Below are 18,316 nucleotides of genomic sequence, written 5' to 3' on the forward strand. Positions count from 1 at the left end.
TGCACAGGCGCTTTTCGCTGTGCTCAACCCTTGAAACACAAGTTCACATAAGGCAATCTGCTCCCCGGGTAAACCCCCTTATCGGAATTTAACCTAGGGACGTTGCTATGGTGCGGGCCCGGAAATTGCGTTATGTTCGGCCCCGTTGAGTAAAAAAAATTGTTCTCAACCTTTAACGGTAATTTCCTAATCGGAGTGTTTTTTATGCAAATGAAATTAAAACTGACAGTAGTGGCTGCTCTCGCTGCAGTAGCGGGCTTTGCCTCTGCCCAAGACGCAGTGATCAAGATCGGTCACGTGGCGCCGCTGTCCGGCTCGCAAGCCCATTACGGCAAAGACAATGAAAACGGCGTTCGCATGGCCATCGAAGACCTGAACGCACAAAACGTGGTCATCGGCGGCAAAAAGGTCAAGTTTGAAATTGTTGCTGAAGATGACGCCGCTGATCCAAAACAGGGCACGGCTGCTGCACAAAAGCTGTGCGACTCCAAAGTCGCCGGCGTGGTCGGCCACCTGAATTCCGGAACCACCATTCCTGCCTCCAAGGTCTACAACGATTGCGGCATCCCCCACGTCACGGGCGCTGCAACCAACCCCAACCTGACCAAGCCAGGCTACAAAACCACCTTCCGCATCATTGCCAATGACAACGCCCTGGGCGCTGGCCTGGCTTTCTATGCTGCCGACACCCTCAAGCTGAAGAAAGTTGCCATCATTGACGACCGTACCGCTTACGGCCAAGGCGTTGCTGAAGTGTTCAAGAAAACGGCCCTGGCAAAAGGCATGACTGTGGTTGACGAGCAGTTCACCACCGACAAAGCCACCGACTTCATGGCCATCCTGACCGCCATCAAAGCCAAGGCACCTGACGCGATCTTCTTCGGCGGCATGGACCCACAAGGCGGCCCAATGCTGCGCCAGATGGAACAACTCGGCATGGGCAACGTCAAGTACTTTGGCGGCGACGGCATCTGCACCGCAGAACTTGCCAAGCTGACGGCAGGCGCCAAGACCATCGGTAACGTGGTTTGCGCCGAAGGCGGCGCATCGCTGGCCAAAATGCCAGGCGGCGAAGCATGGAAAAAGCGTTACGACGCCAAGTACCCCAACCAGTTCCAGGTTTACAGCCCATACACCTACGATGCGACTTTCGTTCTGGTCGACGCCATGAAGCGTGCCGGTTCCTGGGATCCAAAGGTCTACACCGCCAAGCTGCCTGAAACCAGCTTCAAGGGCGTGACCACCACGATCGCTTTTGAACCCAATGGCGAACTGAAGAACCCCGCTATCACCCTGTACGTTTACAAAGACGGCAAGAAGTCTGCCCTGAACTGATCGTTCACCGCAAACAAAAAAAGCCACCGAGAGGTGGCTTTTTTTTGCCCCTAAAACCCCAGGAAGACCTGCAAGTGAGGTGCCGAAAGCGGAGCAGGCACAAAAAAGCCCAGCAAGCTGGGCTTTTAGGAGTTTTTGCCACCGTGTGGAAACTCACGGCGACGAGACTGTTTGGCGGAAGAGGCGGGATTCGAACCCGCGGTAGGTTTAACCCTACGCACGCTTTCCAGGCGTGTGACTTAAACCGCTCATCCACCCTTCCGCGAAGCCTTCGATTATAGCAGTGCTGCGAACAGACGGAGGCAAGAATTGCACCCGACGCGCAACAGGCTCAGTGGAGTGCGCCCTGGAACCGGTGCTTTTCCAGCAGGGCCAGGGAGACGAATTCCAGCGCCTTGCTGTGCGTCGACTCCAGTACAACAGGCGGTGCAAAGCCGGCCTCCAGCGCTTCGCGCCACCGGTTGGCGCACAGGCACCAGCGGTCATTTGGCTGAAGGCCCGCAAAGCGGTACGCGGGTTGCGGCGTGGAAAGATCGTTGCCCCGGCTGGCGGAAAAAGCCAGAAATTCACGCGTGACGCGAACGCACACCAGATGGGAGCCTGCATCCGACGCATCCGTGTTGCAGCAACCGTCGCGAAAGTATCCTGTCAGCGGGTCATAGGAGCAGGGCACCAAATCCGTGCCCAGTACATTTTTTGCGCTCATGGTGTCGTCTGGGAGGCGTTGAGGTGGCGAGCTTGAAATCGGTCAGGCCTTGTTGGCCTGCACCATCTTCATGGCCGAGCTGATGAGGGCGGTGACTTCCGTCATGTTGCTGGGTACCACCAGCGTGGTTTTGGCGTCCCTGGCTACCTTGGAATAGGCGTCAACCGCCTGTTCGGCCACCTTGAGCTGAACGGCCTGTTCGCCGCCGGGCTGGCGGATCGCGGCCGCGACCATTTCGATGGCTTTTGCGTTGGCGTCGGCAACGGCCATGATGGCAGCGGCTTCACCTTGCGCGTTATTGATGGCTGCCAGTTTTTCGCCTTCCGAGCGGGCAATGAATGCTTCGCGCTCACCGGTGGCAATATTGATCTGCTCCTGGCGGCGGCCTTCAGAGGCGGCGATCAGCGCGCGTTTTTCCCGCTCGGCAGTGATTTGCGACTGCATGGCGTGCAGGATTTCCTTGGGTGGCGTCAAGTCCTTGATCTCATAGCGCAGCACCTTCACACCCCAGTTCAGGGCGGCTTCGTCAATGGCGGCAACGACCTGCGCGTTGATGATGTCGCGCTCTTCAAAAGTTTTGTCGAGCTCCAGTTTGCCGATCACGGAGCGCAGGGAGGTCTGCGCCAGCTGCGTGACGGCTACGATGTAGTTGGATGAGCCGTAGCTGGCCCGCATCGGGTCGGTGACCTGGAAGTACAGGATGCCGTCAACCTGCAGCTGCGTGTTGTCGCGGGTAATACAAACCTGGCTGGGAACGTCGAGCGGGATTTCCTTCAGACTGTGCTTGTAGGCGACGCGGTCAATAAAGGGAAACAGGAAGTTGAGGCCCGGCGTCAGGCTTGCGTGATATTTACCCATGCGTTCGATGACCCAGGCATTTTGCTGGGGGACGAATTTGACGGCGCGGATGACGAAGATGACCGCGACGATGAGAATAATGAGTGCTACATAAGATGACATGGTGATTCCCTCAGATTTTTTCTACGACCAATTTGCTGCCAATAACTTCCCGAATACGGTGGGCGCCCGCGGAGGGCGTGCCATCTATCGCCTGAACAACCGCCCATTGCGCGCCACGATAGCGTACGAGCGCCGTGCCGTCCGCTTGCCAGTCATCGACCTGTACCGTTTCACCAATATCCATGTTGACGTCTGGATTGGTTCCTGCCGATAACGCCTTGGGCCCCCGACCCCGAATGAAATGGGTAACGCCCACGGTGGCCGAGCCCACAACGGCCGCCACAACGAGTTGCAGGGCCGTCGAGGCGCCCAAATGAGCGGCAATTGCAGCGGCTGCCAAGCCTACCGCGATCATCAACAGGTAAAAAGTTCCGGTTACCAGCTCCACCGCCACTGCGGCCCCCGCCAGCAGCCACCAAATAGTCGATTCACTCATGCTTCCTCCTTTTGTCGGTCATCCGCTACATTTTGGGGCAATTAGACCCCAAGACAAGCGTAGCGCAACAATATGTCCTTACACTTCGCTGCTTGGAAAAAGCTTCCTGAAATAGCGTCCCTTCACCGCCCGGGCTCAACCTGTCTATGCCCTTTGAGCGTTTCCCATGCCCTCCGACAGGTTCAGGGCGACCATGAACTCCAGCCCAAGCCATGAAATTCCGCTTTCCCATCGTCATCATCGACGAAGATTTCCGCTCCGAGAACACCTCCGGTCTGGGCATCCGTGCGCTGGCGCAAGCCATTGAAACCGAGGGCTTCGAAGTCCTGGGGGTGACCAGTTACGGCGACCTCTCGCAGTTCGCCCAGCAGCAAAGCCGGGCCAGCGCCTTCATTTTGTCGATTGATGACGAAGAGTTTTCACCAGGCCCCGACCTCGACCCGGCCGTGCTCAACCTGCGCACCTTTATCGAGGAAGTGCGCCGCAAGAACCTGGATGTGCCGATTTACGTCTATGGTGAAACCAAGACCTCGCGCCACATCCCCAACGACATCCTGCGTGAACTGCACGGCTTCATCCACATGTTTGAGGACACGCCTGAGTTCGTGGCGCGCCACATCCTGCGCGAGGCCAAAAGCTACCTGGAAGGCGTGCAGCCGCCGTTTTTCAAGGCACTGCTCGACTATGCCGAAGACGGTTCCTATTCCTGGCACTGCCCGGGCCATTCGGGCGGCGTTGCTTTCCTGAAAAGCCCGGTCGGCCAGATGTTCCACCAGTTTTTTGGCGAGAACATGCTGCGCGCCGACGTCTGCAACGCGGTGGAAGAGCTCGGCCAGTTGCTGGATCACGACGGCGCCATCGGCGCCAGCGAGCGCAATGCCGCACGCATCTTCAATGCCGACCACTGCTTCTTCGTGACCAACGGCACCTCCACCAGCAACAAGATGGTGTGGCACCACACAGTGGCACCTGGTGACGTGGTGGTGGTTGACCGCAACTGCCACAAATCCATCCTGCATTCCATCATCATGACGGGTGCGATTCCGGTGTTCCTGAAGCCAACGCGCAACCACTTCGGCATCATCGGCCCGATTCCACAGAGCGAGTTTGAGCCCGAAGCCATCCGCGCCAAGATAGACGCCAACCCGCTGCTCAAGGGCGTGGACAGCAGCAAGGTCAAGCCGCGTGTGCTGACGCTGACGCAGTCCACCTACGACGGCGTGCTCTACAACACCGAAACCATCAAGGGCATGCTGGACGGTTACATCGACAACCTGCACTTTGACGAAGCCTGGCTGCCGCACGCCGCCTTCCACCCGTTCTACGGTAGCTATCACGCCATGGGCAAGAGCCGCATCCGGCCGAAGAATGCAGTGGTGTACGCGACGCAGTCCATCCACAAGCTGCTGGCCGGCATCAGCCAGGCCAGCCACGTGCTGGTTCAGGATTCGCAAAACACCAAGCTCGACAGGCACCTCTTCAACGAGGCCTACCTGATGCATACGTCCACCTCGCCGCAGTACAGCATCATCGCCAGCTGCGACGTGGCCGCGGCCATGATGGAGCCTCCCGGCGGCACGGCACTGGTTGAGGAAAGCATTGCCGAAGCGCTGGACTTCCGCCGCGCCATGCGCAAGATCGATGAGGAATACGGCACCGACTGGTGGTTCAAGGTCTGGGGGCCGGACAAGCTCGTCGAAGAGGGCATCGGCGAGTCGCAGGACTGGATCATCAAGGGTGAGTCCCGCAGCGCCAAGACGGCCAGAAACGGCGCCAACAACTGGCACGGATTCGGCCAGATGGCCACCGGCTTCAACATGCTGGACCCGATCAAGTCCACCATCGTCACGCCCGGCCTCGACCTGAACGGCAAGTTTGCGAAAACCGGCATCCCGGCCAGCATCGTGACCAAGTTCCTGGCCGAACACGGCGTGATCGTCGAGAAGACCGGCCTCTACAGCTTCTTCATCATGTTCACCATCGGCATCACCAAGGGCCGCTGGAACACGCTGCTGACGGCGCTGCAGCAGTTCAAGGACGACTACGACAAGAACCAGCCGATGTGGCGCATCCTGCCCGAGTTCTGCCAGAAGTACCCCAAGTACGAGCGCATGGGTCTGGCTGACCTGTGCCAGCACATCCACACGCTGTACGCCAAGTACGACATCGCGCGCCTGACCACGGAGGTGTACCTGAGCGACCTGGCCCCCGCCATGAAACCCAGCGACGCCTACGCCCACATTGCCCACCGCACGACGGAACGGGTCGAAATCGACCACCTGGAAGGCCGCATCACCGTGGGCCTGGTCACGCCCTACCCACCGGGCATCCCGCTGTTGATCCCGGGCGAGGTGTTCAATCGGAAAATTGTGGACTACCTGAAGTTTTCGCGCGAGTTCAACGCCCAGTGCCCAGGCTTTGAAACAGACATCCACGGCCTTGTGGAGCAAGTGGATGCCAAGGGCAAGACGCGCTACTACGCGGACTGCGTCAAACGCTAGGCGGGAATAAACAGGTACTTTCGTTTGCTATAGTCCTTCCCATATTTATTGGGAGGGGAGCATGTTCAAGACGATTCTCTTCGGAGTGCTCGGCGTCATCGTCGGCGCAGTGTTCCTGCGCGCGCAGGCGAGCGGGGACAGCGAGTTGCGGCTGCTCATGGCCAGCGGCAAGACGGCGGTGGTCGATCCGATCAAGGAATACAAAAGTTTTTCCCGCAGTGGCCAAACCATCTACACGGCGGAGCTGAAATTCCGCACCGACACCGGGCAAGCCATGACGATCAAGCGCTCGTTCCCCGAGGCCGTGCTGAAGGACTTCGAGGCAGGGCGGCCGGTGAATATCTACTACATGCCGGGTAACCCGAGCCAGGTGGGGTTCGCGCAGGAAGCCGGCGGATCATCCTTCCTCAAGTGGGTGGGTTGGTTCTTCGTCATTGCCAGCCTGGGCTACACGGGCCTCGGCCTGCTGGCGAACCAGAAAAAATAAGGCCGCCTCCCCGGAACGTTTGCTATTCTTTTTGCAGCTGGCGCATGACTGGCGGGCGCCAGAGGCCATTTCTCCCGTCAGGCGCGTTGGGCGCAAGGCCAACTCACGTTGCTCTCCGGCGGTGCGCCGATTTGCGGGCCCACCTTTAAAGCAGCGGGTCTTCCCGTACCCGCATGAAGCTGGCAAACCGGGGCAGGCCACTGTCATTGAGTCCGCGAAAACGGTAGGTGACGGTGCTGCCCACAGGCGGCGGATTCTGCCGCTGCTCGTCGTTGAGCCCGGTTCCCAGCTTGAAGCGCCGTCCCGGTTTGCCGTCGGCGCCGGGCATTTCCACCAGCAGTGCGCCCAGCATGCCGGCGTACTTTCCCTTGCCGGGAACATGCGCCACCACGCGGGCTTCGGTGTCTTCATGGGTCTTGACCTTGAGCAGGTCGTCGTTGCGTGCGCCCTTGTAGACAGACGTACCGCGGTGCAGCATCAGGCCTTCGCCGCCGCGCTTCACGGTGGTGACCAGTAACGCCTGCAAGGCGGCGGGGCTTGCCACTTTCGATTGCGCCACGGCCTGCACCCAGGGCTGGTCGATGCGGCTCACCACGCCATTGAGAGCCGGGATCCGCTCGCTGAACGGGCCGCCTTGCGCGGGCAGGTCAAACACCATGAAGCGCATGGCCCGCCAGGCAGCGTCGTCCGGGGTTTGCTGGCGGACGGTAGACACCGCCCTGGCGAACTGGCCGCGGCCCGCCCACAGTTCGCCGTCCAGGGGTGTTTTGGGCCAGCCTGCGGTAAACCAGGCCGGTGCGGCGATGCGTTCACCCCCGCGCGTGAGCAGCTGTTCCCCGTCCCAGTAGCCGCGTACACCGTCGAATTTTTCGCTGACCCAATAATCCTGAAGGGTGACGCCGGGTTGGTACACCTTGGCGAGCATCAGCGGCGGCGCTTGCGCAGCTGCGGATGCCGAAAGCACCGGAAGCGCTGGTGCCAGCAAGCCGGCGAGTGCCAGCAGCCAGTGAAGCGTTTTGAGGCGAAAAAAGACCGTGTTGGCCCGCTCGCCGGAGCGGGTGATGTGTTGCCGCATGGGCCCTCCCTGTTTTTCTTGACTTATGACTGTATGAATGTACAGTTTATAGTTCAAATTTGCGGGGTGCAAGCGTTCTGGTGGAGCGTGTGTTGCCCGCGCAACCCGTCAACCCACCGAAGGCTGCAATGGCCATGAGAGGAATCAACTTATGACAGAAAAAATGACTTCCAAAGGAAGTTGCCATTGCGGGAAAGTTGCTTTTGAGGTCGACGGCCAGCCGGCCACCGCCCTGGCCTGCAACTGCTCCATGTGCCAGCGCAAGGGGTCGCTGCTGTGGTTTGTGCCGCATGACCAGCTCCGTTTGCTGACACCCGATGAAAACGCCAGCACCTACCTGTTCAACAAGCACATGATTCGCCACCGTTTTTGTCCCACCTGCGGCATTCATCCTTATGGCGAAGGGACTGATCCGGCCGGCAATCGCATGGCGGCCATTAATGTGCGCTGCCTCGAAGGCATCGATCTGGACACCATCAAAGTGACGCATTTCGATGGGCGCTCTTCCTAGCCCGTCCTGGATACCCCCAGATCCTGGGACGGACGCAATAATCTGCCACTTCGCCCGTACCCATAGGGCCGGTATTCCCGGCCAGTACTCATTGCTGCTTGATTCCCCGGGCGGGCCGGCTCCGGCATTTTTTACCAACACCATGACTTCCAGCGACATTGAAAATATTGAGCGCGCCACTGTGGCGGCTGTATCACCCGAGGACCAGCTCGAAATCGGGGGCTGGCTTCTGCCCTTCGACAGCGGGACCGTCAGCCGGGCCAAAAGTGCCGTGCCTTTGCTGCATCAGCCTCCCGATGACGGCGTGATCGATAGCATTGAAGGGCTGTACCGTGCACGCGGCAAGCGGGCCGTCTTCCGGCTGGCCAATGAGGCCTGTTTTGATGCCTTGCGTCGCGAACTCGGCGCGCGGGGTTACACGGCAGGCAAGCCGGTGCTGGTGGAAGTGGCGCAGGTCAAGTCCATGCGTGGCGTGTCGGCGCAGGCACTGGCTGAAACAGCCAAGACGCCGGACGAGGCCTGGGCTGCGTTGTTCCTGGCCGAGGGTTTCGACCCTGTGGACGGAGCCAGCCGTGTCAGGTCACTGAGCCGCGGACGCGATTCAGTGTTTGCCAGCGTGCGCGAAGGCGGCAAGGCCATTGCGGCCGGTGCGGCGGCTTTCAGCCACGGATGGTCCAGTGTCCACGGCATGCGAACCGACCCGGCACATCGCGGCAAGGGACTGGCTGGGCGGGTACTGGCCGCGATGGCCGAAGCGGCCATGCAGCGGGGCATTGAGCGTGTATTCCTGCAGGTGGAAGAAGGCAATGCCGCGGCGCGGGCGCTTTACCGGCGGGCGGGCTTTGAAACGGTCTGGAGTTATGACTACTGGACGCAGGCTTGATGCCTGAACCCTGACGCGACGCACAAACGAATTGCTATCGTTTTTATAGCTGCTCGCGCTTGTTCGTATTGGGTGACGGCCGGTTTTAGTGCTGTTTTAACTCTCATTTAGCCAAATTTGGCCGTTTTGGGGCCTGGTTCCAGCCTTCAGGGGTCTGTAGCGTGCTTTCAGGCCATATTCATGCATGAATATGGCCTCCAGCCCAATTGGAACAAGCGCGAACAGCTATCTATTTCATAGCGCTCTGTGGGCACGATAGCGGCATCGGCACGCAAGGCCCGGCATGCGTGCCGGGCACGGGAGTGCGTCAGGCTTCGGCTGCCGGCTCGGCAATACCGCCCACCACGTGGCTGAAGCCGCCGTCCACATAGGTGATCTCGGCGCTTACGCCGCCAGCCAGGTCGCTCAGCAAAAAGGCAGCGACGTTGCCGACGTCTTCAATCGTCACGTTGCGGCGGATGGGCGAGGCCTCGGCGACCACGCTCAAAATCTTGCCGAAGCCCTTGATGCCGCTGGCTGCCAGGGTTTTGATCGGGCCAGCGCTGATGCCGTTGACGCGCATGCCCTTGGGGCCCAGCGATTCGGCCAGGTAGCGCACCGAGGCTTCCAGGCTGGCTTTGGCCAGGCCCATGGTGTTGTAGTTGGGTACCGTGCGCACGGCGCCCAGGTAGGTCAGCGTGAGCAGGGCCGACTTTTGGTTGAGGTAAGGCAGAGCCGCCTTGGCCATGGCCGGGAAGCTGTAGGCGCTGATGTCGTGGGCGATCTTGAAGCCCTCGCGCGACAGGCCTTCCAGGAAGTCGCCTGCGATCGCCTCGCGCGGCGCAAAGCCAATGCTGTGCACAAAGCCGTCAAACGTTGGCCAGGTTTTGGAGAGGTCGGCAAACATCTTGTCGATCTGCGCGTCGTCGCCCACGTCGCAGTCAAAAATCAGCGAGGAGTCAAAGTCGGCAGCAAACTCGGTGATGCGGTCCTTGAAGCGCTCGCCCACGTAGCCGAAAGCCAGCTCGGCGCCCTGGGCATGGCAGGCCTTGGCGATGCCGTAGGCGATGGACCGGTTCGAGAGGACCCCTGTGATCAACAGTTTTTTGCCAGTGAGGAATCCGGTGTTGGTGGCCATGCAGGTGCTCCAGTAGGTAGTTCGCGGGGAAGGGAAGGCAAGGGACAAGGGCGCAGCGTCAGCGCGCCGGAATTTTGCCAGCTTAAGTAGTGCAGAATTGTCGCATGCGGGATTTCTCTTTTTGGCGGTTGCTGGTGACGTTGCTTGCGGCCGCCCTTGCGCCGCTTTCGCACGCCGCCCATGCTTACGCCCAGTTTGGCGACATCAAATACCCGCCAGGCTTCAGCAACTTCAGTTACGTCAACCCGAATGCGCCCAAGGGCGGCGAAATCCGCATGGTGCCGCCTACGCGGCCGACCAATTTCGACAAGTTCAACCCTTTTACGCTGCGCGGCACCGCGCCCTACAACATCGGCGGCCTGCTGCTGGAAAGCCTGCTGACGGGCAATTCTGAAGAACCCACCACGGCCTACGGCCTGCTGGCCGAAGACGTCGAGGTGGCGGCGGACAAGCTTTCGGCGACCTTCCGCCTGAACGAAAAAGCGCGGTTCCACAATGGCAAGCCGGTGCTGGCCGCCGACGTGGTGCATTCCTTCAAGACGCTGATCAGCAAGGAAGCCGCGCCGCAGTTCAAGACCATTTACGCCGAGGTCAAGGACGCCGTGGCTGTTTCCGAACGGGTGGTACGCTTTGACTTTGCCACGCCGAATCCCGAGCTTCCGCTGGTGGTGGGCGGCATGGCGGTCTTCAGCCGCGACTGGGGCGTGGCTGACGGCAAGCGCAAGCCCTTTGACCAGATCGTGTCCGAACCGCCTATTGGGTCGGGCCCCTACAAGCTGGCTTCGCTGGCCATGGGCCGCGACATCACCTACGTGCGCGACCCGAAATACTGGGCGGTTGATCTGCCTACACGCAAGGGATTCTTCAATTTTGACCGTGTCACCTACAAGATTTACCTGGACGAAACCTCCAGGTTTGAAGGCCTGAAGGCGGGTGAGTTCGACTTCCTGCGCGAATTCACCTCGCGCAACTGGGCAAGGCAGTACACCGGCAAGCAGTTCGCCTCCGGCGATCTGGTCAAGCGGGCCTTTGAGAACAAGAATCCGGGCGATTTCCAGGGCTACATCTTCAATCTGCGCAGGCCTCAGTTCCAGGATATCCGGGTGCGCAAGGCCATCGGCCTGGCGATGGATTTCGAGTGGATGAACCGCCAGCTGTTTTACGGCATCTACAAGCGGGTGAACGGCTATTTCCCCAACAGCGAATTCCACGCCGAAGGCCCGCCCAAGCCCGACGAGCTGGCTTTGCTGGAACCACTGCGCAGCAAGCTCCGGCCCGAGGTGTTTGGTGAAGTTCCGGTGTCGCCCAGCACCGCCCCGCCGGGAAGCCTGCGCGAAAACCTGCGCCAGGCCCAGGCCCTGCTGAAGGAGGCCGGCTGGACTTACCGGGATGGCGCCCTGCGCAATGCCAAAGGCGAGGCCTTCACCATGGAGTTTCTCAATGACCAGCCGGGGTTGATCCGCATCGTCGGGCCCTTCCAGAAGGCGCTGGAAAAGCTCGGCATCACCATGACTTACCGGGTCGTGGATTTCTCCCTGTCCAAGCAGAAGATGGATGCCTTTGACTTTGACATCACCACGGCCCGCTTGCCCGGCAGCACCGCCCCTGGCGGCGAATTGCTGGACCGCTGGGGTTCTGCCGCGGCCAAAACGCCGGGCTCGTCCAACATCTGGGGCATTGCCGACCCGGCCGTCGATGCACTGCTGCAAAAAGTGGTCACCGCCAAAACCCGGCCCGAACTGGGCGCAGCCGTGCGCGCGCTGGACAGGGTGCTCACCCACGGTTATTACTCGGTGCCGCAATACTATGGTGACGCCTTCCTCATCGGCTACCGGCCGCGCCCATTCGTGCTGCCGCCCGTTATCCCGCCGTACTACGAGTCAGACACCTGGGCCATGAGCACCTGGTGGGCCTCGGAAAGCAACAAGTAGGCGAACAATGGCCAGCTACATCCTCAAGCGCTTGTTGTTGATGATCCCGACCCTGCTCGGTATCCTGCTGGTCACGTTTGCGATGGTGCAGTTTGTGCCGGGCGGGCCGGTCGAACAGATGGTGGCGCAACTGCAAGGCAGGGATTCCGGCGGCGAGCGCGCCGCCTCGTCGGGCGCCGGCTACCGCGGCAGGCAGGGCGTGGACGCCAAACGCATTGAAGAGATCAAGACGCTGTATGGCTTCGACAAGCCCGTGCATGAGCGTTTCTTCCAGATGCTGGGGCAATTTGCGCGCTTTGACCTGGGCAACAGCTTCTACCAGCACAAGGACGTCTGGCAGCTCATCAAGGAAAAACTGCCGGTGTCCGTCAGTCTCGGACTTTGGACGTTTTTCATCAGCTACCTGATTGCCGTGCCGCTGGGCGTGGCCAAGGCGGTGAGGGCGGGCAGCCGATTTGACTTTGTCACGACGCTGATCATTTTGGTGGGCTATGCCATTCCGGGTTTTGTGCTTGGCGTGGCACTGTTGGTGATTTTTGGCGGGCAACTGCAGTGGTTTCCCCTGCGCGGGCTGACGTCAGCCAACTGGGACACCCTGAACTGGGGTGCGAAAATCACCGACTATCTCTGGCATATCACCTTGCCGGTAATCGCCATGGTGCTGGGCAGTTTTGCAGTCACGGCCGCGCTCACCAAAAACTCCTTCCTCGAGGAAATCCGCAAGCAATATGTGCTGACGGCTCGCGCCAAAGGCCTGAGTGAGCGGCAGGTGCTGTGGAAGCATGTATTTCGCAATGCGCTGATTCCCATCGTCACCGGCTTTCCGGCGGCGTTTATCACCTCCTTCTTCACAGGTGCGCTGCTCATTGAGACGCTTTTCTCACTCGACGGCATGGGCTTGCTGAGCTACGAAAGCGTCATCAGGCGGGACTACCCAGTCGTGTTGGGCACGCTTTACTTCTTTACGCTGATTGGCCTGGCGACCAAGCTGATCAGTGACCTGTGCTATGTGTGGGTGGACCCTCGCGTGAAGTTCGATTGAAGATGAACAGCCCCGTCCCGCCCCTTGCCCCCTCCGTCATCCCACCCTCGGTGTCGCCCTCGCGCCGGGCCTGGCGGCGCTTTCGCCGTAACAGGCTCGGCTACTGGAGCCTGGTGGTTTTCAGCGTGCTGGTGATTTTGAGCCTGTTTGCCGAGGTACTGTCCAACGACAAACCGCTGGTGGTCAGCTTTAATGGGCAGTATTACTTTCCGCTGGCCAAGGACTACCCTGAAAAGACCTTTGGCGGCGACTTCGAGACCCCCACCGACTACCTGGACCCCTTCATCCGTGACAAGTTGAGCGAAGGCGCCAACTGGGCGATCTACCCGCCCAATCCCTACGGTCCGAAAACCATCAATTATTTTGCCAAAGAGCCCAACCCTTCAGCGCCGTCGCGTGACAACCTCTTCGGCACGGACGACCGCGGCCGTGACCTGCTGGCGCAACTGATTTACGGTTTCAGGCTGAGCGTGCTGTTCGGTATTACCCTGACCGTCATTGGTGTTCTCGCTGGTGTGATAACTGGGGCGGTTCAGGGCTACGCAGGCGGTAAAACCGACCTTGCGTTCCAGCGATTTATCGAAGTTTGGGGCTCTATGCCCCAGCTTTACCTGCTGATTATTTTCAGCGCCATCTTTACGCCCAGCGTCCCTCTGCTTATCGTCCTGCTCAGCCTCTTTGGCTGGATGGGGTTATCCGCTTACATACGGGCTGAGTTCTTTCGTAATCGCCAGCTCGACTACGTCCGGGCGGCAAAGGCGCTGGGCGTCAGCAATCTGCAGATCATGTGGCGGCACATCCTGCCCAACAGCATGACGCCTATCGTCACCTTTGCACCTTTCGAAATGGGGGCGGCGATCCTTGCGCTGACCTCGCTTGATTTTCTGGGTCTGGGCGTGCCGCCGGGAACCCCCTCGCTGGGTGAATTGCTGAATCAGGGCAAAGCCAACATCGATGCGTGGTGGATATCGCTGTCTACCTTCGCGGTGCTGGTGATCACGCTGCTGCTCCTCACCTTCATGGGCGACGCCTTGCGCGATGCCCTGGATCCCAGGAAGGCCGACTGATGACACCGCCGCTCCTTGATGTCAAAAACCTGCAGATTTCATTCTCAGGAAAATCCGTCGTCCACGGCATCGATTTTTCCATCGCACCCGGCGAAAAGCTTGCGCTGGTGGGCGAATCGGGTTCGGGCAAGACGGTGACGGCGCTGAGCCTGCTACGGCTGGCGCAAAACGCCGTGGTCGGTGGCAAGGCTGTTTTTACCGGCATCGACGCAGCAGAGCGGGCTGCCAGCGGTGCTCCGCCCAGGGCGCCCGTAGATTTGCTGTCCTTGCCGGAGCAGTCCCTGCGCGGGATTCGCGGCCGTGACATCGCCATGATCTTCCAGGAGCCCATGACGGCGCTGAACCCCTTGTTCAGTGTGGGCAACCAGATAGCCGAAGTTCTTCAGTTAAAACAGGGTTTGACCCCTGCGGAATGTGCGCGAGCAGCTATCAAATTGCTAGCAGATACGGGCATCACCGAGCCCGAGAGACGCGCAAACTCTTTCCCGCACCAGCTTTCGGGCGGCCAGCGACAGCGGGCCATGATTGCGATGGCGCTCGCCTGCCAGCCCAGGCTGCTGTTAGCCGATGAGCCGACCACCGCACTGGACGTCACCCTGCGCGGCCAGATCCTGGACCTGCTCGGTGAGCTGCAGCAGCGCAACGGCATGGCGGTGCTGATGATCACCCACGACCTGAACCTGGTGCGCAAGTTCGCTGACCGCGTGGCGGTGATGGAAAACGGCCACATCGTGGAGCAGGGCACCGTGGCCGAGGTTTTTGCCAGGCCGCAGCATTCCTACACCCGCAAGCTGATCGACAGCAAGCCGCAGCGGGACGGGCTGGCGGCCAGCACCGGCGCGGACCCGGGTGCGGCGCCGGCCATGCGCGCGGAAAGCCTGCGTGTGGCGTATCCGGTCTCTATTCCAGGCATACGCGGGTGGTTTAAAAAAGCCGAATTTGTAGCGGTCAAAGACGCCAGCTTTCATATCCCCCCGGGCAGAACGCTGGGCGTGATCGGTGAGTCGGGCTCCGGAAAGTCCACCCTGGCGCTGGCCAGCCTGGGCTTGCTGCCTTTTTCAGGGCAGCTGCAGGCGGCCGGCCAGGCCTGGAGCCGGGATGCGGCACGCAACAAAGCCATCCGCCGCGCCGTTCAGGTCGTGTTCCAGGACCCGTTTTCTTCCCTGTCACCTCGCATGACCGTTGAAGCCATTGTGGAGGAGGGCCTGCTGGTGCATGAGCCCAAGCTGGAAGCAGGCGACCGGCGGGACCGGGCGCTGCAGGCGCTGGCGGATGTTGGCATGACCGAAGCCCAGTTTCCGGGTTTGCTGCAGCGTTATCCACATGAATTTTCAGGTGGCCAGCGGCAACGCCTGGCGATTGCCCGGGCGTTGATCGTCAACCCCAGCCTGCTGGTACTGGACGAACCCACCAGCGCACTGGACGTGACCATCCAGAAACAGGTGCTGGGACTGCTGCAAAGATTGCAGCGCGAGCGTGGCCTGAGTTATTTGCTGATCACGCATGACGTCGATGTGATCCGGGCCATGGCCCACGAGGTCATGGTGATGAAGGATGGTGACGTACTGGAGTCAGGGTCGCTGAGCGAAGTGCTGGATGCGCCGCAGCATCCCTATACGCGGGTTTTGGTCACTGCGGCTTAAACATTGTGAGCCTCCAGGATCGCGGAGGTCACGAAAAATCTTCATCAATTACTTTAATTAAGTTAAAAATCTATATGATTTAATTTGTTTTTATAAAGTCAAGAATTTTTGCGGGGAGCATGAGCAAGGAGGTGTCATTTGGACTTTCACGCAGCGATGCATTCATTTTCGCATTGCTCTTTCTAGTGGTGACGCCGGAATGGTTAACCGAAAAGAATGTGCCCTGGGCCGACTCATCAGGCCTGTTCCAATACGCAGGGCGGGCGTCGTAACCAGAAGGATTTACATCGGCGGTTCAAGCGTTCTCCAGCGTGTCAGGCACGGAAATTGTTTGCATCGAAGGGCGCAGCACGTTACAATATGAGCTTCACGACCAAATGGGCGGGTTTTCACCGCCCATTTTTTTTGGGCGTTTGTTTTTGAACATACGGATTTAGAGCGGGTTTAAGAGACTGAATGGCATTGCAAGAGACGATTGAGCAAACTGTGACGGGGCTGGGCTACGAGCTGGTCGAAATCGAACGCACCGGCGGTGGTTTGCTGCGCGTCACGATCGATATGCCTTACGTCAAGGGCGCCGAACAGTTCATCAATGCCGAGGACTGCGAGAAAGTCACCCGCCAGCTCCAGTTTGTCCTGGAAGTCGAAGGCGCCGAATATGCGCGGCTGGAAGTCAGTTCCCCCGGCATCGACAGGCCCTTGCGCAACGAAAAAGATTTTGAGCGTTTTGCCGGTGAGTTGATCGACATCACGCTCAAGGCTCCTATTGGCGTGGCTGCCAGTGCCGGTTCAACCGTCGCGGCCAGCCGCAAGAAGTTTCGCGGCACGCTGGAGCGTGTCGTGGCCGCGGACGGCGTGGCAGGCTGGCAGATCGTGTGGAGCGATGAGCCAGCCGTCAAACCCGGCCAGAAGGTCAGTAAGAAGAAGGTTCCCGCACCGCTGCAGGCGTTGGGTTTTACCCTCGATGAGATTCAACAGGCGCGCCTCGCGCCGGTGGTTGATTTCAAGGGGCGTAAACCCAAAATAACGCCTGGTGCCGAACCTTCCGCAGAGAATTAATTTCAAGAAATGAAGAAAGGCAGGCTTGTGAAATGAATCGCGAACTGTTGATGTTGGTTGATGCCATCTCGCGTGAAAAAAATGTGGAACGTGACGTCGTTTTTGGCGCCGTCGAGCTCGCGCTCGCCTCGGCTACCAAAAAGGTGTACGAAGGCGAAGTGGACATCCGCGTAGCCGTCGACCGTGACAGCGGCAATTACGAGACCTTCCGCCGCTGGCTGGTGGTGCCTGACGAAGCCGGCTTGCAGAACCCTGAAGCCGAAGAGCTGGTCAGCGACGCACGCGACGAAATCGCCGACATCGAAGAAGGCGACTACATCGAAAAGCCGGTGGAAAGCCTGCCGATCGGGCGTATTGGCGCGCAAGCGGCCAAGCAAGTCATCCTGCAGAAAATCCGCGATGCCGAGCGCGAAATGCTGCTCAACGACTTCATGTCGCGCGGCGACAAGATTTTTGTCGGCACCGTCAAGCGCATGGACAAGGGCGACATCATTGTCGAATCCGGCCGTGTGGAAGGCCGCCTGCGCCGTTCCGACATGATCCCGAAGGAAAACCTGCGCTCCGGCGACCGCGTCCGCGCCATGATCATGGAAGTTGACACCACCCTGCGCGGCGCGCCCATCATCCTCTCGCGCACGGCGCCCGAGTACATGGTCGAGCTGTTCCGCCAGGAAGTCCCTGAAATCGAACAAGGCCTGCTGGAGATCAAGTCCTGCGCCCGTGACCCCGGCTCACGCGCCAAGATCGCTGTGCTGTCGCATGACAAGCGTGTCGACCCGATTGGCACCTGCGTCGGCGTTCGTGGCACCCGCGTCAACGGCGTGACCAACGAACTCGCCGGCGAACGCGTGGACATCGTGCTGTGGAGCGAAGACCCGGCCCAGTTCGTGATCGGCGCGCTGGCCCCGGCCAACGTGTCGTCCATCGTGGTCGATGAAGAGCGCCACGCCATGGACGTCGTCGTCGATGAAGAAAACCTGGCCATTTCGATCGGGCGCGGCGGCCAGAACGTGCGCCTTGCTGCCGAGCTGACCGGCTGGAAGATCAACATCATGACGGCCGATGAGTCTGCGCAAAAGCAGGCCACCGAGACCGATTCCAGCCGCAAGCTGTTCATGGAAAAACTCGACGTGGACGAGGAAATCGCCGACATCCTGATCTCCGAAGGCTTCACCAGCCTCGAAGAAGTGGCTTATGTGCCGCTGCAGGAAATGCTGGAGATCGAGTCCTTCGACGAAGACACCGTCAATGAGCTGCGCACGCGCGCCAAAGATGCGCTCTTGACGATGGAAATCGCCAAGGAAGAAAATGCCGAGGGCGTATCGCAGAACCTGCGTGACGTCGAAGGCCTCACGCCTGAGCTGATCGCCAAACTGACAGAAGCGGGCATCCATACCCGTGACGACCTGGCCGATCTGGCCGTGGACGAACTTACCGATATCACCGGCCAGTCTTCGGACGAAGCCAAAGCCCTGATCATGACCGCACGCGCTCATTGGTTTACCGATGAACCCGCTGCCGCTGACACCCCTGCACCTGCAGCGGCCCAAGAGCAATGATCAT

16 protein-coding genes and 1 tRNA gene are annotated in these 18,316 nt (G+C 59.9%); 11 read left to right on the top strand and 6 right to left on the bottom strand.

Features of this window, described 5'->3' with window-relative positions; genetic code table 11:
* The first annotated feature begins 204 nt into the window (after positions 1 to 204).
* The gene (locus AC1DYR_RS09410) at positions 205 to 1,335 is read left to right on the top strand and encodes a branched-chain amino acid ABC transporter substrate-binding protein (protein WP_477704884.1); all 1,131 of its coding nucleotides are present in this window, start codon (positions 205 to 207) and stop codon (positions 1,333 to 1,335) included.
* Between the two features lie 172 nt (positions 1,336 to 1,507).
* On the opposite strand, the gene AC1DYR_RS09415 is transcribed toward AC1DYR_RS09410, so the two are convergent.
* The 4 genes from AC1DYR_RS09415 to AC1DYR_RS09430 all read right to left on the bottom strand — a co-directional run bounded on the left by AC1DYR_RS09415 (position 1,508) and on the right by AC1DYR_RS09430 (position 3,437).
* Positions 1,508 to 1,597 (bottom strand) — tRNA-Ser (locus AC1DYR_RS09415).
* Between the two features lie 69 nt (positions 1,598 to 1,666).
* Positions 1,667 to 2,041, bottom strand: coding sequence for a DUF2237 family protein (locus tag AC1DYR_RS09420; protein ID WP_477671664.1), 375 nt, complete (start codon positions 2,039 to 2,041; stop codon positions 1,667 to 1,669).
* Between the two features lie 42 nt (positions 2,042 to 2,083).
* Entirely contained in the window at positions 2,084 to 3,001 is a 918-nt protein-coding gene (locus AC1DYR_RS09425) for an SPFH domain-containing protein (protein ID WP_477704885.1), read from the bottom strand.
* A 10-nt stretch (positions 3,002 to 3,011) separates the two neighbouring features.
* Positions 3,012 to 3,437: an NfeD family protein gene (locus AC1DYR_RS09430; protein ID WP_477704886.1), complete on the bottom strand. Its 426-nt coding sequence runs from the start codon at positions 3,435 to 3,437 to the stop codon at positions 3,012 to 3,014.
* A 212-nt stretch (positions 3,438 to 3,649) separates the two neighbouring features.
* Here AC1DYR_RS09430 and AC1DYR_RS09435 point away from each other — a divergent pair, with 212 nt between their 5' ends.
* Together AC1DYR_RS09435 and AC1DYR_RS09440 are read left to right on the top strand one after the other, a co-directional pair.
* Positions 3,650 to 5,938: an Orn/Lys/Arg family decarboxylase gene (locus tag AC1DYR_RS09435; RefSeq protein WP_477671662.1), complete on the top strand. Its 2,289-nt coding sequence runs from the start codon at positions 3,650 to 3,652 to the stop codon at positions 5,936 to 5,938.
* Positions 5,939 to 5,999: 61 nt separating this feature from the next.
* Complete coding sequence (locus AC1DYR_RS09440) at positions 6,000 to 6,425, top strand: DUF3592 domain-containing protein (RefSeq protein WP_477704887.1); 426 nt, start codon at positions 6,000 to 6,002, stop codon at positions 6,423 to 6,425.
* A 145-nt stretch (positions 6,426 to 6,570) separates the two neighbouring features.
* Here AC1DYR_RS09440 and AC1DYR_RS09445 read toward each other — a convergent pair whose 3' ends face one another.
* The gene (locus tag AC1DYR_RS09445; RefSeq protein WP_477704888.1) at positions 6,571 to 7,500 is read right to left on the bottom strand and encodes a DNA ligase; all 930 of its coding nucleotides are present in this window, start codon (positions 7,498 to 7,500) and stop codon (positions 6,571 to 6,573) included.
* Between the two features lie 163 nt (positions 7,501 to 7,663).
* Here AC1DYR_RS09445 and AC1DYR_RS09450 point away from each other — a divergent pair, with 163 nt between their 5' ends.
* A complete protein-coding gene (locus AC1DYR_RS09450) occupies positions 7,664 to 8,011 on the top strand; it encodes a GFA family protein (RefSeq protein WP_477704889.1) in 348 nt (115 codons plus the stop codon).
* 142 nt (positions 8,012 to 8,153) lie between these two features.
* Complete coding sequence (locus tag AC1DYR_RS09455; RefSeq protein WP_477704890.1) at positions 8,154 to 8,894, top strand: GNAT family N-acetyltransferase; 741 nt, start codon at positions 8,154 to 8,156, stop codon at positions 8,892 to 8,894.
* A 307-nt stretch (positions 8,895 to 9,201) separates the two neighbouring features.
* Here AC1DYR_RS09455 and fabI read toward each other — a convergent pair whose 3' ends face one another.
* Positions 9,202 to 10,011 (bottom strand): enoyl-ACP reductase FabI, encoded by an 810-nt coding sequence (gene fabI, locus AC1DYR_RS09460; protein WP_477704891.1) that lies wholly within the window; start codon positions 10,009 to 10,011, stop codon positions 9,202 to 9,204.
* A 104-nt stretch (positions 10,012 to 10,115) separates the two neighbouring features.
* On the opposite strand from fabI, the gene AC1DYR_RS09465 reads away from it, so the two are divergent.
* The 6 genes from AC1DYR_RS09465 to nusA all read left to right on the top strand — a co-directional run bounded on the left by AC1DYR_RS09465 (position 10,116) and on the right by nusA (position 18,312).
* Positions 10,116 to 11,942 carry an extracellular solute-binding protein gene (locus AC1DYR_RS09465; RefSeq protein ID WP_477704892.1) on the top strand — a complete coding sequence of 609 codons (1,827 nt, stop codon included), beginning with the start codon at positions 10,116 to 10,118 and terminating at the stop codon, positions 11,940 to 11,942.
* A gap of 7 nt (positions 11,943 to 11,949) precedes the next feature.
* Positions 11,950 to 12,984 carry a microcin C ABC transporter permease YejB gene (locus tag AC1DYR_RS09470; protein WP_477704893.1) on the top strand — a complete coding sequence of 345 codons (1,035 nt, stop codon included), beginning with the start codon at positions 11,950 to 11,952 and terminating at the stop codon, positions 12,982 to 12,984.
* 2 nt (positions 12,985 to 12,986) lie between these two features.
* On the top strand, positions 12,987 to 14,051 hold the full coding sequence (locus AC1DYR_RS09475; RefSeq protein ID WP_477704894.1) for an ABC transporter permease: 1,065 nt from the start codon (positions 12,987 to 12,989) through the stop codon (positions 14,049 to 14,051).
* Entirely contained in the window at positions 14,051 to 15,694 is a 1,644-nt protein-coding gene (locus tag AC1DYR_RS09480) for an ABC transporter ATP-binding protein (RefSeq protein WP_477704895.1), read from the top strand. The genes AC1DYR_RS09475 and AC1DYR_RS09480 overlap by 1 nt, the downstream gene beginning before the upstream one ends.
* 456 nt (positions 15,695 to 16,150) lie before the next feature.
* On the top strand, positions 16,151 to 16,753 hold the full coding sequence (rimP, locus tag AC1DYR_RS09485; RefSeq protein WP_457282763.1) for a ribosome maturation factor RimP: 603 nt from the start codon (positions 16,151 to 16,153) through the stop codon (positions 16,751 to 16,753).
* Between the two features lie 32 nt (positions 16,754 to 16,785).
* Positions 16,786 to 18,312 carry a transcription termination factor NusA gene (gene nusA, locus AC1DYR_RS09490; RefSeq protein ID WP_477704896.1) on the top strand — a complete coding sequence of 509 codons (1,527 nt, stop codon included), beginning with the start codon at positions 16,786 to 16,788 and terminating at the stop codon, positions 18,310 to 18,312.
* Positions 18,313 to 18,316 lie beyond the last annotated feature (4 nt).

The organism is Polaromonas sp. P1_F9, from assembly GCF_056405615.1.

Bases quoted from the DNA above. Each gene is read 5' to 3' on its own strand.
- AC1DYR_RS09410 (WP_477704884.1), top strand. From the start codon at position 205: ATGCAAATGAAATTAAAACTGACAGTAGTGGCTGCTCTCGCTGCAGTA.
- AC1DYR_RS09420 (WP_477671664.1), bottom strand. From the start codon at position 2,041: ATGAGCGCAAAAAATGTACTGGGCACGGATTTGGTGCCCTGCTCCTAT.
- AC1DYR_RS09425 (WP_477704885.1), bottom strand. From the start codon at position 3,001: ATGTCATCTTATGTAGCACTCATTATTCTCATCGTCGCGGTCATCTTC.
- AC1DYR_RS09430 (WP_477704886.1), bottom strand. From the start codon at position 3,437: ATGAGTGAATCGACTATTTGGTGGCTGCTGGCGGGGGCCGCAGTGGCG.
- AC1DYR_RS09435 (WP_477671662.1), top strand. From the start codon at position 3,650: ATGAAATTCCGCTTTCCCATCGTCATCATCGACGAAGATTTCCGCTCC.
- AC1DYR_RS09440 (WP_477704887.1), top strand. From the start codon at position 6,000: ATGTTCAAGACGATTCTCTTCGGAGTGCTCGGCGTCATCGTCGGCGCA.
- AC1DYR_RS09445 (WP_477704888.1), bottom strand. From the start codon at position 7,500: ATGCGGCAACACATCACCCGCTCCGGCGAGCGGGCCAACACGGTCTTT.
- AC1DYR_RS09450 (WP_477704889.1), top strand. From the start codon at position 7,664: ATGACTTCCAAAGGAAGTTGCCATTGCGGGAAAGTTGCTTTTGAGGTC.
- AC1DYR_RS09455 (WP_477704890.1), top strand. From the start codon at position 8,154: ATGACTTCCAGCGACATTGAAAATATTGAGCGCGCCACTGTGGCGGCT.
- fabI (WP_477704891.1), bottom strand. From the start codon at position 10,011: ATGGCCACCAACACCGGATTCCTCACTGGCAAAAAACTGTTGATCACA.
- AC1DYR_RS09465 (WP_477704892.1), top strand. From the start codon at position 10,116: ATGCGGGATTTCTCTTTTTGGCGGTTGCTGGTGACGTTGCTTGCGGCC.
- AC1DYR_RS09470 (WP_477704893.1), top strand. From the start codon at position 11,950: ATGGCCAGCTACATCCTCAAGCGCTTGTTGTTGATGATCCCGACCCTG.
- AC1DYR_RS09475 (WP_477704894.1), top strand. From the start codon at position 12,987: ATGAACAGCCCCGTCCCGCCCCTTGCCCCCTCCGTCATCCCACCCTCG.
- AC1DYR_RS09480 (WP_477704895.1), top strand. From the start codon at position 14,051: ATGACACCGCCGCTCCTTGATGTCAAAAACCTGCAGATTTCATTCTCA.
- rimP (WP_457282763.1), top strand. From the start codon at position 16,151: ATGGCATTGCAAGAGACGATTGAGCAAACTGTGACGGGGCTGGGCTAC.
- nusA (WP_477704896.1), top strand. From the start codon at position 16,786: ATGAATCGCGAACTGTTGATGTTGGTTGATGCCATCTCGCGTGAAAAA.